This window comes from Streptomyces sp. MBT53 (genome assembly GCF_016654115.1).
Taxonomy (GTDB): Bacteria; Actinomycetota; Actinomycetes; order Streptomycetales; family Streptomycetaceae; genus Streptomyces.
In genome coordinates this window covers 53,599-67,094 of record NZ_JAEQAZ010000026.1, presented here as the reverse complement: position 1 = coordinate 67,094, position 13,496 = coordinate 53,599, and the positions used below count along the sequence as shown (strand labels likewise).

The window sequence follows — 13,496 nt, the reverse complement described above, 5'->3', positions numbered from 1 at the left end:
CCACCCTTGAAAGGTAGGACCCTGCCATGCCCGAGGCCGTCATCGTCGACGCCGTACGCACGCCCATCGGCAAGCGCAACGGCTCCCTGGCCGCCGTGCACGCGGCCGACCTGTCGGCGCACGTACTGACCGCGCTGGTGGAACGCACCGGCGTGGACCCCGGCACCGTGGACGACGTGATGTGGGGCTGCGTCACCCAGATCGGCGACCAGTCGAGCAACATCGCCCGGTTCGCGGCACTGGCCGCGGGCTGGCCCGAACACGTCCCCGGGGTGACCATCAACCGTGCCTGCGGCTCCAGCCAACAGGCCGTCGACTCCGCCGCGCACGCCGTGATGGCCGGGCAGTACGACCTCGTGGTGGCCGGGGGAGTGGAGACCATGACCAGGGTCCCGCTGGGCTCGCACCGGACCACCGGCCAGCCGTACGGACCCGCCGTCCTGGCCCGCTACGACGGGTTCCAGTTCAGCCAGGGAGTCGGCGCCGAGCTGATCTCCGAGCGCTGGGGCCTCAGCCGCACCCGCCTCGACGAGTTCGCGTCCGAGTCGCACGCCAAGGCCGCCGCGGCCATCGACTCGGGGATCTTCGACGACCACGTCGTGCCCATCGAGGTCGACGGCACGAAGTTCACCGTCGACGAGGGCCTGCGGCGCGGCACTTCGGTCGAGACCCTCGCCAAACTCAAGCCGTCGTTCAAGGACGACGGTGTGATCCACGCCGGAAACGCCTCCCAGATCTCCGACGGCGCCGCCGCGCTGCTCATCACAACTCCCGAACGGGCAAGGGAGTTGGGCCTCAAGCCGATCGCCCGCTACCACTCGGGCGCGGTCAGCGGCGCGGACCCGATCATGATGCTGACGGGTCCGATCCCCGCGACGGAGAAGGTGCTGCGCAGGTCCGGCCTGTCCATCGAGGACATCGGGGCGTACGAGGTCAACGAGGCTTTCGCACCGGTCCCGTTGGCGTGGCTGGCCGAGACGGGGGCCGACCCCGAGCGGCTCAACCCGCTGGGCGGAGCCATCGCGGTCGGCCATCCGCTCGGCGGCTCCGGCGCCATCCTGATGACCCGCCTGCTCGCCCGGATGCGCCAACGGAACCTGCGCTACGGCCTTCAGACGATGTGCGAGGGCGGCGGCACCGCCAACGCCACGATCATCGAACTGCTTCCGTGACGTCTGTCCCGCGACCGCAGTCCGGACTCTCCTCACCCGACCTCGGTACTCCCTTGCCAGTGGCCGAAGCCCGGCATCGCCGGACGCGGGCCTGCGACGCGCCGTAGCTCGTACGGACGCTCGGCCGCCTGGCCGCGGGCGGCGGTCGCGAAAGCGGCCCGGTCGGGGTGACCGGTCTTCCGGAGCAGGCTCGCCACATGTTTCTCCACGGTCCGCGGCGAGATGTGCAGCCAGTCGGCGATGTCCTTGTTGCCGATCCGCTCGACGAGCAGCCGGGCGACCTCGAACTCCCGGACGGTGACCCCGCACCGGCGCAGATCGGACGGTACGTGCTCGGTGCCGGTACGCCGCTGCCGTACCGGCGCGCCCATGCCGCGCAACAGGCTCCGGCAGGCGGCGGCGACCGCCGGAACGCCGAGGCCGTGGAAGTACTCCTCCGCCTCACGTACCCAGGCGACGGGCTCGCCCCAGCCGTCCTCGTACGCCGATCGCGAGACCAGGCGCAGGCACAGGTTGCGGGCCGGCGGGTACGGTGCCGCGGTTTCGAGCGCCGCCGTCGCGGCGGCGGTCGCCTCGGCGGGCCTGCCCTCGCGGCCCAGCAGCACCGCGTGCGCCGCCCCGATGAACTGCCGGTTCCAGCGCGTGCCACCACCGGCCCGGGTGACGTCCGCGCAGTGCCGTCGGCCCGCGCGCCCGGCCAGCACACCCCGCAGCAGCATCACGCCGTACAGGTCGTACGCCCCGAACTCGCCGACTCCGGGGTTCTCCCGGTCGTACACGAGAGCCTGCGCGAACTCCTGCTCGGCGGCCTCATGGTTCTCCTCCAGCAGCGAGCAGAACCCCCGCGCCAGCCCGTACGACAGCGGCCGCACACCGGGAGCGTCGTCGACGCCGGGGGCCAGCCGGTCCAGCGCCTCCTCCATCTCGGCGCGCCGCCCCTGGTGTGCGCACCGCACGGCCTCGGCCAACCGCATCATCGACACGGCCGGACGCAGCCGTAGTCGCGTCGCGGCGGCCAGCCCTTCGCGGATCCGCCGGCCGGCCGCCTCGAACTCGCCCCGTCGGACCTGCTCCAGCGCGAGGACGCAGCCGGTCTCGTGGGCCAGCGGGAGCACACCGATCCGCAGGGCCCGCAGCTGGGCCTCTTCGAGCCCGGCCGGCCGTCCGTCGCGCCGCAGGGCGCTCCGGGCCAGATGCACTTCGGCGGCCACCCGCAGGTCGGGGAGCCGGTGCAGATCGGCGATCGCACCGGCGCGCGCGAAGTGGGCCGAGGCGGCCTCCTCGTCGTGTTCCGGGGCCAGGCGCCCGAGCAGCAGCAGCGCCCCGCCGAGCACATCCGGGAGATCGGCCCGCTCGGCCGCGTCCGCCGCCCGGCGGGCGTATCCGGCGGCCGTGCGCAACCGGTCGGGCGCGGGCCGGCTCAGCTCCACGCGGGCCGAGGCCAGATCGACGGGCGCGGTGTGCGCGGCGGCCGGGGAGGGGCCGAGCAGCCGCCGGGCGACGTCGAGCTGCCGGAGGGCGTCGGTGGGCCTGCCCGCCGCCGCGGTGACATCGGCCAGCCGTGCGTGGAGGCCGGCCCGGCGCGCGGCGGGAATCTCGTGGCCGTCCAGTGCTTCGAGATCGGCGGTCAGCCCGGGTACGGCGTCGAACCGGGCCGCACGCGAGACGGTCTGCAGGAGCAACTCCAGCACCGTGGCACGCAGTTCGGGCGCGAGCCCGGCATCGGCCGACCGCTGTGCCCGGGTGAGCAGGGCCACCGCCCGTTCCACCGCGCCCCCGGTCATCGCGCGTCGCGCCGCCTCGCAGTACAGAGAGACGGCCTCGCCGGTGTCCCCGGCCCGCTCGAACAGGTCGGCGGCTTGGACGCACCACTCGCCGGGCAGCCCCGGATGGAGTTCGACCAGCGTGTTCGCCGCGCGCCGGGCGTATCCGGTGCGCTCCGTCGGCCCGAGATCCTCCAACAGCACCTGTGCGGCGAGCCGGGGTCTGAACGCGTACCAGTCGGGACTCGACCTGTCCGGTTCGAGGAGGTACGAGGCGACTCCCGCCCGCAGGACCGTGAGCAGTTCACGATCGTCGCACCCGGCCGCGCGCTGCAGCGCGGACAGCGGGAAGCGCTGCCCGAAGAGGGCCGCGATCCCGAGGATCTTGCGTCCGCGGGGGTCGAGCCGGCCGGTCCGGCACCTGACACTGCGGGCCACCGCGGCGGGGACGGGGAGCCTCCGGGAGTCGTCCGGGGTGTGCAGGGTCATGCCATGGAGGAGTTCCTCGACGATCAGCGGGATCCCGGTGCTGTCGGCCACCACGGTGTCGACCAGTTCGGCGTCGGCCGCGCCCGGGGCGGATCCCAGCTCGGCCACGACCAGGGTGCGCACGTCCGGGCGCCCCAGCGGGCGCAGTTCGAGGGTCGACGCGGCACCCCGTTGACATGCCCGGGTGGCCAGATCGGTCGTCACGCAGGTCTCACGACCGGCGATGAGCAGCAGTACGGCGGGCTGCTCCGCGAGGTTGTCGAGGACGTACTCGAGGACCGCCAGAGTCTCCGTGTCCGCATCGTGCAGATCGTCGAGCACGAGCAGGAGTCCGTGCTCCCGTCCGGCCGCGGCGAGCACACGCAGGAGGGTCTCGGCGACCATGAGGTGCGACACGACGGCGGTGCCGGGAGCGTGGCCTCCCGGCAGCAGGTGGGCGAGCACCGGCCCGTAGGGGCCCAGTTCGTCCGGGTCCGGCAGCAGGCCGGCCCGGGACAGGGACAGCAGGGCCTCGATCAGCGGCCGGTACGGCACGACCGATCCGACCGTACCGGCCCGGCCCCGCGCGGTGATCATGCCCGCCGCGGAAGCCGCGCGGAGAGCCTCCACCGCGAACCGTGTCTTGCCGATGCCGGGTTCGCCGGTGACGAAGACCGTGCCGCCACGCCCCGAGCGCGCGGCGGCCAGCGCTGTCATGACCTGCCGCATCTCGGCCCGCCGGCCGACGAATTCGCCGCGCGAGCCGGCCCCGCCCTCGTCCGGACGGATCCGGCCGGCGGCCTTCGTGCCGCCCCCGTCCGACGACGTGTGCCGTGAGTCCGGGGAGCCGGTGGCCGATTCCCCCGTCAGGTACCGGACCTGCTGACATCCGCGTGTGCGCATCAACAATCCCCCGATGTCGAGTCGTCCGCAGTCAGCGTGATTCACCGTCGTCCGGCTGTCGCCTCGGGTTCCGTTCAGCGGACCGGATCCGGTGCCTCCCGCCCGGGCGAGGACGACCTGGCGCACGGGGGCACGACCAGGCCGAAACGAGTCACGCTACCGGCTGCGGCGACCCCGCGACACGGGGCAGGACCACCACCATTCGAGTCGGCGGGGAGCGCGTGTTCCTGGGGGCGGCGCACCCGGAATACGGGGTGCTTTCCCTGATGTACGCGACCGGCGCGCGCCGTTGACTGACCCAGCCGACCGGTCGGTACCTGTTCCATCCCCAGAGCGCGTCACAGCGCTCTCGACCACCGAGGAAGTGACCCGCATGAGCGTTCTGAAGCTGCAGACGATCGAACCGCGGACGGAGAACAGCAGCGCTCTGGTGCTGAGCATCACCAGCAGCCTGAGCAGCACGTGCTGCAGGAACCCCGCCTGAGCGGTATCTGCTGCGGGGCACCCGCCTGAGAGGTGCCTGCAGCCGGTGATCTGACGGCGTGAACCATGCGGGCAGCGCACGCGCCCCGCGCCCCGCATGGTTCGCGCCGCCCCGGCGCGCCCTCGCCGACCGCCCGCCAGGCTCCTCGGACACACTCACAGAGGCAGACATGATCAACGAACGATGGGTCTACCGGTTCCCCTTCTGCTGGAACGATTCCCTGTTCTTCGACCCGCTCGACGTCTCCTACAAGCCGCATCCAGACCACTTCCTCGCCTCCCTCGACGACCGGGTGCGGTCACGATTCGTCCGCAAGGGCATCTGGTGGAGCTACCGGCACAACGCGAACCTGCCCGAGCAGGGGTGGAAGATCCACGTGTCGGCGAACCAGCGCAACGTGCGCGAGGTCGCCGCCTCGGTGATCGCCTATCTGACCGAGCACGACATCGACTTCAAGATCGCTCTCGATCTCACCGTCTTCGAGATGCTGAGTTCGAAGGCCATATCGCGGGGCAGCGGCGGGAAACTCGTCACGGTCTACCCGCGGGACGACGACGAGTTCCGGTCGTGTCTGGCCGACCTCGCCGAAGTCCTGGACGGCGCCGAGGGCCCGTACGTACTGTCGGACCTCCGGTACCGCGACTGCAAGGCGCTCTACTTCCGGTACGGGCAGTTCCTGGACACCCACTCCGTCGACGTGCTGGGCCGGCCGGTGCCCCACATCACGGGGCCGGACGGGCCGGTCGCCGACGACCGACGCCCCGGATACGCCCAACCGTGGTGGGTGGCATGGCCGTTCACCGACTGGAAGCCCCCGGCCGACCCCGATGAGGACGGCCTGCTCGCGGGCCGCTTCCGGGTGACCGGGGCGCTGCAGTTCTCCAACAGCGGTGGGGTGTACACCGCCGAGGACACGGCGAACGACGACCGTGTCGTGGTCCTCAAGGAGGCCCGCCCGTACACCAACGTCGACCCGCGGCAGGACCACGACGCCGTGGACATCCTCAACCGCGAGTGGGTGTTCCTGAACCGACTGGCCGACGTCGGCTCGTTCCCCGTCCCGATCACCACGTTCCGCCACTGGGAACACCACTTCATCGCGGAGGAGTTCGTCGACGGCACCGACATCCGCTCCATGCTGCTCGAACGCAACCCGCTCGCCCGCCTCGGACCCGGTGGCGTCACGCAGTCGCAGGAGTTCCTGCGGATCTTCCTCGCCGTCTTCCGAGGACTCGCCCGTGCGCTCCAGGCAGCCCACGACCGCAATGTGATCCTCGGCGACTTCACCGCCGCGAACGTGCTCATCGACCCGGACACCCTCCAGGTCACCATCGTCGACCTGGAAACGTGCCGCCTGACGGAGACCGATCCCGAGCACCCGCACCTGGAGGCACCGGTCGAGCTGTACACACCCGGGTTCAGCAACTTCCGGCGCCGCTTCGCCGAAACAGCGGTCGAGGACGACCAGTTCGGCCTGGCCATGACCATGGCCTACTTCATCTTCCCGGTCGCGGCCCTGTCGTACCTGCGCGAGGACATCCTGGACCGCTACCGGATCTTCACCGACAGCCTCGGCTGGCCGTCGCGGATCCACGAGTTGCTCACGGACCTGGCGCGGGCGCGGGTCACGCTCACCGACGTACTGCGCGAACTGGAGCACGAGGACGACCTGGTCGACCAGGTCCGTGCCGTGCCGGTGCGGCCGGTCGTCGAGGAACGACTCGGCCTGGCGGAGACCGAGGCGGGACTGGCGGCCTTCATCGACGCCGTCGCCGACACCGACCGGCCCACGCTCTTCCCCGTCGACCCGTTCGCCCACGTCACCAACCCCCTGAGCCTCGGCTTCGGCGCGAGCGGCGTCCTGTGGGCGCTGAACGCCTCGGGCGTCCCGCTCCGGCCGGAATGGCTGCGGCGACTGCGCGACGACCTGGCCGACATCGACCCGGCCCAGTACCCCGCCGGCCTCATGAACGGACTGGCCGGCATCGCCTGGGCGACCGACACACTCGGATTCCCCACGCAGGCCAGGCAGTTGCTGACGCAGGCCAACCGGCACGCACACGAGTCCGGCGACCCCACCTTCTACTACGGCCTGGCCGGCGTCGGAATGACGAACCTGCGCTTCCACCTCCGCGACCGCGACGCACATCACCTCGCCGCGGCGCGGGACTGCGCGCGGGCGCTGCGCGAGGCCGCCCGGCACGACGGCGACCGGGTCCACTGGCTGAACGAGTTCACGAGTGAGAAACCGTTCACCGGTCTGGGCTTCGGCCAGGCAGGCGTCGCGATGTTCCTGCTGCGCATGCACCAGATCACCGGCGACGAGTGGTGTCTGAACCTCGGCCGAGGTGCACTGGCCTGGGAGATGGCACACGCCGAGCGGCACGACGACGGCAATGTCACGTTCGACCACTACGGCACCGCGGAGCCCTACGTCGAGGTGGGTTCCGCCGGTGTCGCCCGAGTGCTCCTGCGCTACGGCGACCTGGACTCCGCACGGACCGTCCTGCGCGCACTGGACGTCCGGCAGGCCGTGCTGCCGGGGTTCTCGTTCGGTATGTCCGGGATCGCCGACACTCTTCTCGACGCGGTCTCGATCACCGGTGACACCGCGTACCGGAACATCGCGGTGCGCCAACTCGACTTCGTGTGGCGGCTGTTCCTGTTCGAGCCGGACAAGCGGTTCGGGGTGGCGCCACACAGCGAGGCGGTGCCGCTGGGCTCGCCCGGCGACGGACTGCTGCGCTGCTCCACCGACTACCTGACCGGTTCGGCCGGCATCCTGCGGGTGCTCCACCGCCTGAACCACGGCGGCACCGCCGACTTCCTGCTGGACGAGGTGTCACGGTGAAGGAGCTGTGGCTCACTCTCAGGGGCCACCGGACCCAGTTCTCGATGATCGTCCTCATCGAGGCGGTCCTCGGGGGGACCGAAGCCCTGGTGCATCCCCTGCTCCTCAAGGCCCTGTTCGACCAGGCGATCCTGACCGGCCGCTTCCACAGGTTCGTCGTACTCGCCGCCTGCTACCTCCTGCTCGGCCTCACCCTGAGCCTCGGGGGCTACTGGGTGGCGCGCTGGCGCAAGGGGTTCGAGAACACGTTCACGCTGGACCTGGAGATGGAACTGCTGGACCGAGCGCTCGACCAGGACGGACGGCGGATGGCACAGGCCGGCAACGCCTCGTTCGTCAGCCGGGTCCACAACGACGTCAAGGAAGGGGTCCTGCCGGCCGTCGACGTCTGCGTCCGCATCGCGAAGCAAGCGGTCGCGTCCGTCGTCTTCATCGGCGTGCTGCTGTACCTGTCGTGGCAGGCCAGTCTCATCCTGCTCGTCATCGTGCCGCCGCTGGTGTACGTCAGCAACCGCATCGCCAAGCGGATCGAGGACAACACGGAACCGGAGCGCGAGGCGGAGGCGCAGTACGTCAACACGCTGTCCCGGACCCTGGAGTCCTTCCACGCACTGCGCGGTCTGCCGGCACTCCTGTCCGGCACCCGGGCCGCCAACAGGAAGGCGCTGCGCGGCTTCCTCGGCATCACCTTCACCAACTTCCGGCTCACCCAGAAACAGAACACGCTGAGCGACCTCGTCATGAACCTGTCCGACACCACGTCGATGATCACCGGGGCGTACTTCGTGCTCGCCGGCCGGATGACGTTCGGCAGTTTCCTCGCCTTCGTGAACTCGCTGTGGCGGGCCGTCACCGGAATCTTCGAGCTCGTGAACATGATTCCGCAGGCCCGCCGGAACACCGCCGTGCTCAGGCGCATCACCGCCCTGCGTGCCTCCGCCATGTCGCCGTACCACGACGAGGGACACGCGGTGCTGGTGCACGCGGCCCGCGTCGGGTACGACGACGGCGCGGACGTGACGATCGACGACTTCGAACTGGGCGCCGGCGAGCACGTCCTGCTGCGGGGGCCCAACGGCTGCGGCAAGACGACGCTCCTGCACATCATCTCCGGAACGCTCGCCCCCGACCGCGGGATGGTCATGCTGCCGACCCGCGTGGCCGCTCTGACCGCTCCGGTCAACCTGCCCCCGTTGCCCGTCCGCGAGTTGGTCGCCGACGTACGGGTGCGTACGGCCCTGGGGCTCGACGGGGTGGCCGACCAGCTCCCCTCGGAGCTGTCGTCCGGCCAGCGACAGCGGGCCGGGGTCGCGGCGCTCCTCTGCGAGGAGGCGGACGTGTACCTCGTCGACGAGCCGTTCGCCAACCTCGACGAGACCGGCAGGGACCTGGTGCTGCGGGCGCTGAAACAGCACACCCACGGGCGCGGCCTGCTCGTGGTGCACCATGGCGACGAGGATCTCGACAGCCGGTTCGACCGCGTGGTCACCCTGTCCGCGACCGCCGCTCACTCCTGAGCCGTCACATACCGTCAGCTGTCACCAGGCGACGGGCAACTCGTAGATGCCGTACGCCTGCGAGTCCTCCTTGAACTTCAACTCCGAGACATCTAAGGCGAGTTGCAGCGTCGGGATCCGGCGGAACAACGTGCTGAAGACGACGTGGAGTTCGATGCGGGCGAGCTGCTGACCGACGCACTGGTGCGGGCCCCAGCCGAACGCGTGGTGGTGGGCCGCGCTGCGGGTGAGGTCGAGCTTCTCGGGGTCGGGGAACGCCTGCGGGTCCCAGTTGGCGGCCGGCAGCGAAGCGATCACGCCCTCGCCCGCGCGGATGATCTCGCCGTCGATCTCGATGTCGTCGAGGACGGCCCGGCGGGCCAGCAGGTGCGGGATGGTGAGGTAACGCAGCAGCTCCTCGACCGTGCTCGTCACATACTTCGCGTCGTCGGAGTGCTCGCGCAGGCCCGCGAGTTGGCCGGGGTTCTGCAGCAGCAGCGCGGTGCCCAGCGTGATCATGTTCGCGCTGGTGTCGTGCCCGGCGACGAGCAGGATGTGCCCCAGCGGCGCGGCCTCCTCCATGGACAGCTCGCCCGCCTTGATGCGCGCGCCGAGGTCGGAGAGGACGTCCTCGCCGGGGTTGTCCATCTTGCCCTCGATGAGCCCGGCGATGTATCGGCGCACGGTCGCCGTGCTCTCCGCCGCCTTCTCCGGCGTCTTGAAGCGCGCGTTGGTCACACCCGCGTGCTCCTGGAAGAAGTCGTGGTCCTCGTACGGCACCCCGAGGAGCGCGCAGATCATCAGCGACGGCAGCGGGAGTGACAGCGCCTCGTTCAGCTCGGTCGGGTTCGGGCCCGCCAGCATCTTGTCGATGAGGTCGTCGGTGATCCGCTGGATCTCCGGGCGGATCTTCTCCATCCGGTGCCGGGTGAACGAACTCGTCAGCATCCGCCGCCACCGCGTGTGCTCGGCCCCGTCGGTGTTGTTGATCGACGGCTGGATATGCGCCGCGTGCGCCTTCATCGCCTCGGTCGTGTGCGGATATCCGGGCGCACCGATATTCGCGCTGAGCCGGGGATCGGTCAGCAGCTGCCGCTGGGCCGCGTGGGTCGTGACGACCCAGGGGGTCGTGCCGTCCCACGTCCTGGCCCGCACCAGCGCCTTGCCCGAGTCGTGCAGTTTCAGCAGGCCCGGCGGCGGCGCGAACGGGCACTCGCCCGATCGGGGCGACGGGTACTCCGGCAGTTCCTCGGAGACGTCGGTTCCGGCCACGCTCTCGGTCATGGTTCTGTCGTCCTCTCGTCGGCCCCGCATCTGACGGAACCATACGTCGACCGATCGGTACAATCAATCTTCGAGAGGTCGCTGAAGAATTATGCGGCGACTGTATTGACCGAGTGGTTCATTCAATCCCCGGAACGGGTCAGCGAGGCTCCCGCGGCAGCCCGAGCCCCCGCTCGGCCACCTGCGTCCGCAACACCTCGTTCGCCCCGCCGGCGATCGTGTACGCCCGCGAGTAGAGATGCGCGTCCTGCCACCAGCCATCCGCCACGACGTCCTCGTCACCCTCGACCAGCAGCCCGTCCGTGCCCTGGAGGCTCAGGCCGAAGTCGACCAGGTCGTGGTTGAGCTCGCTGAAGAAGATCTTGCCGAGAAGGGAGTCCACGGGCCCTTCCGTGCCGTGCAGCATGCGGGACTGGGCGAGCCCGATCAGCGCGGCGTTCACCTGCACCCGCGTGGCCAGTTCGCCGATCGCCTGCCGGGCCGCGGAGTCGTCCGGCGCGGGACCGCCGTCGACCGAGGTGCGCGCGGCGAGACGTAGCAGGTCGTCGAGTACGGCGACCAGTTCGACACCGCGCGCCGCCACCCCGGAACGCTCGTGGCCGAGGCTGCTCATCGCCACCCGCCAGCCGTCGTTCACCCGCCCGATCACGTTCGCGGCCGGGACGCGGACCGTGTCCAGGAACACCTCGTTGAAGTCGGTGGTCCCGGTGATCTCCCGCAACGGCCGGATGTCGACGCCCGGGCTGCGCAGATCGAGGGCGAACGCCGTGATGCCCTTGTGCTTCGGGGCCTCGCGGTCGGTGCGTGCGAGCAGATAACCCATGTCGGCGTGCTGGCCGTTGGTCGTCCACACCTTCTGTCCGTCCACGACGAACACGGCGTCGTCGCCCTCGCCCTCGCGGACCGCCCGCGTCCGCAGCGCCGCCAGGTCGCTGCCCGCCTCCGGTTCGCTGAACAGCTGGCACCACACGTCCTCGCAGGAGCGGATACGGGGCAGAAAGCGCGCCCGTTGCGCGTCGGTGCCGAACTCCAGCAGTGCGGCCGAGGCCAGCGAGGCGGCGCCGATGGGCTGCCAGGTGCGGGCGCGGGCGATCTCCTCCGCCACGACCGAGGATTCGAGGGGGTGCGCGTCGGGCCGGCCGCCGTACTCGGCCGGCCAGTCGATGCCGAGGAAGCCCGCCTCGTACAGCTTGGCCGTCCACTCCCGGATTGCCGGCATCAGTTCCGGCTCCGGTGCGCGCACCCCCGTATGGGTCTTGATGCCGGGGGAGTGCTCGGCGACGAAGGCGCGCACCTTCCGCCGGAACGCTTCGAGCTCGGGCGTGGACTCAAGTCGCATCGCTGTCGGCTCCCTGTTCTCGTGCCGCGGCCCATAAATGAGGCTACTCTAACCATGGCGATCACCCACTTGCCAGGGCCCGAAGCGAGAAAAAGTGGCCTCATCTAGGTTCCAGGTACCCGAACGGCACGCCTCCGGCCCAGGTGACGAATAGACTGGGGATCCGCAATATCCGCCCCAGAGGAGTTGGCCATGGCGACTGCCGTCGACCGCGAGCCCGCCGACGGCGAGACCGGTGTCCCGGTCGGCAAGCTGGCCGCGCAGACCGCCCGCCGTATCGAGGCGACCGTGATCCGCCAGGGCTGGCCGGTGGGCGAGTCGTTGGGCTCCGAGGTGGACCTGAGGGAGCGGCTGGGGGTGAGCCGGGCGGTACTGCGCGAGGCGGTACGGCTCGTCGAGCACCACCAGGTGGCGAGGATGCGGCGCGGCCCGAACGGTGGCCTGATCGTCTGCGCACCCGACGCGGGACCGGCCACCCGCGCCATGGTGATCTACCTCGAATACGTCGGCACGAGCGTCACCGACCTGCTCCAGGCCCGCCTTCTGCTGGAACCGATCGCCGCCGGACTCGCCGCCGACCGCATCACCGAGCAGGGCATCGACACCCTGCGCACCACGCTCGACGCCGAACTCGACCACTGGGACGACCCCGGCGTCCACTCGCAGGACCCCCTCCATCCCGTACTCGCCCAGCTGTCGGGCAACCCGGTGCTGCACCTGTTCGTCGACGTGCTCACCCGGCTCACCGCTCGCTACGCGCACACCTCCCGCCGTGTCTCCAAGACCGAGATGCACGCGGCGAAGGACACCTCGCACCGTGCGCACAAAGCCGTCGTCGACGCGGTGATCGCCGACGACGGGGCCCGCGCGCAGACGGAGCTGACCGCGCATCTGGAGTCGGTGGCCGGCTGGATCGAGAAGCACCGGGTGCGGCGCGGGCAGCGGATCGCGGGCAATGTCGTGGAGCCCGAACTGGTCGAGGGGCCGCGGGCCAAGCTCGCCGAGGTGGTCGCGGCCCGCATCCACGACGACATCGCCGCGCGCGGCTGGCAGACCGGCATGGTGCTCGGCTCCGAGGCCGACCTGCTGGCCCGCTACTCGATCAGCCGGGCCGTACTGCGGGAAGCCGTAAGGCTGTTGGAGTACCACTCGGTCGCCCGGATGCGCCGCGGACCGGGCGGCGGTCTGATCGTCACCGAGCCCGAACCGCAGGCCAGCATCGACACCATGGCGCTGTTCCTGGAGTACCAGGGCGTCACCGCCGACGACCTGCGGATCGTGCGCAACGCCATCGAACTCGGCATCGTCGCCCGGGTCACCGCGAGAGTCGCGGAGGGCGACAAAGAGGTGACCGAACGGCTCGGCAAGGCCGTCCGCTGGAGCACCGAGGGGCCCGCCGACGACCCGCGCAAGGCCGACCTCTTCCACACCGAACTGGCCGCGCTCTCCGACAACCCGGTGCTGTCCCTGTTCCTGTCGATCATCACCGAGCTGTTCCGCCGCCATGCCTCGGGCCACGACCGACCGCTGCCCGGTGACACGGCGGCCGAGGAGGTCCAGCACGTCCACCAGCGGATTCTCGACGCGATCGTCGAGGGTGACGCCGGAGTTGCCCGGCATCGGATGCGCCGCCACCTGGACGCGCTGATCCCCTGGTGGCACTGATCTCCTGACGATCGACCAGCGACGCCCCTGTGCGGCCTTCGGGCCCACGGGGGCGTTCTGCTGTACATGTC

8 protein-coding genes are annotated in these 13,496 nt (G+C 70.7%); 5 read left to right on the top strand and 3 right to left on the bottom strand.

Annotated elements, in window-relative coordinates:
- The first annotated feature begins 26 nt into the window (after positions 1-26).
- On the top strand, positions 27-1,172 hold the full coding sequence (locus tag JHN45_RS12450; protein ID WP_201049071.1) for a thiolase family protein: 1,146 nt from the start codon (positions 27-29) through the stop codon (positions 1,170-1,172).
- 32 nt (positions 1,173-1,204) lie between these two features.
- Here the strand turns inward: JHN45_RS12450 and JHN45_RS12445 are convergent, their stop codons facing one another.
- Positions 1,205-4,306 (bottom strand): helix-turn-helix transcriptional regulator, encoded by a 3,102-nt coding sequence (locus JHN45_RS12445; RefSeq protein ID WP_201049070.1) that lies wholly within the window; start codon positions 4,304-4,306, stop codon positions 1,205-1,207.
- A gap of 373 nt (positions 4,307-4,679) precedes the next feature.
- Between JHN45_RS12445 and JHN45_RS12440 the strand changes: the two genes are divergently transcribed.
- The 3 genes from JHN45_RS12440 (at position 4,680) to JHN45_RS12430 (ending at position 9,158) form a co-directional block, all read left to right on the top strand.
- Entirely contained in the window at positions 4,680-4,790 is a 111-nt protein-coding gene (locus tag JHN45_RS12440; protein WP_200709269.1) for a class III lanthipeptide, read from the top strand.
- Between the two features lie 169 nt (positions 4,791-4,959).
- Positions 4,960-7,641, top strand: coding sequence for a class III lanthionine synthetase LanKC (gene lanKC / locus JHN45_RS12435; RefSeq protein WP_201049069.1), 2,682 nt, complete (start codon positions 4,960-4,962; stop codon positions 7,639-7,641).
- Positions 7,638-9,158, top strand: coding sequence for an ABC transporter ATP-binding protein (locus JHN45_RS12430; protein WP_201049068.1), 1,521 nt, complete (start codon positions 7,638-7,640; stop codon positions 9,156-9,158). The genes lanKC and JHN45_RS12430 overlap by 4 nt, the downstream gene beginning before the upstream one ends.
- 21 nt (positions 9,159-9,179) lie before the next feature.
- On the opposite strand, the gene JHN45_RS12425 is transcribed toward JHN45_RS12430, so the two are convergent.
- Positions 9,180-10,421, bottom strand: coding sequence for a cytochrome P450 (locus JHN45_RS12425; protein ID WP_201049067.1), 1,242 nt, complete (start codon positions 10,419-10,421; stop codon positions 9,180-9,182).
- A 139-nt stretch (positions 10,422-10,560) separates the two neighbouring features.
- Positions 10,561-11,760 carry an acyl-CoA dehydrogenase family protein gene (locus JHN45_RS12420; protein WP_201049066.1) on the bottom strand — a complete coding sequence of 400 codons (1,200 nt, stop codon included), beginning with the start codon at positions 11,758-11,760 and terminating at the stop codon, positions 10,561-10,563.
- Between the two features lie 192 nt (positions 11,761-11,952).
- Between JHN45_RS12420 and JHN45_RS12415 the strand changes: the two genes are divergently transcribed.
- The gene (locus JHN45_RS12415) at positions 11,953-13,425 is read left to right on the top strand and encodes a FadR/GntR family transcriptional regulator (RefSeq protein WP_201049065.1); all 1,473 of its coding nucleotides are present in this window, start codon (positions 11,953-11,955) and stop codon (positions 13,423-13,425) included.
- The last annotated feature ends 71 nt before the right edge of the window (positions 13,426-13,496 follow it).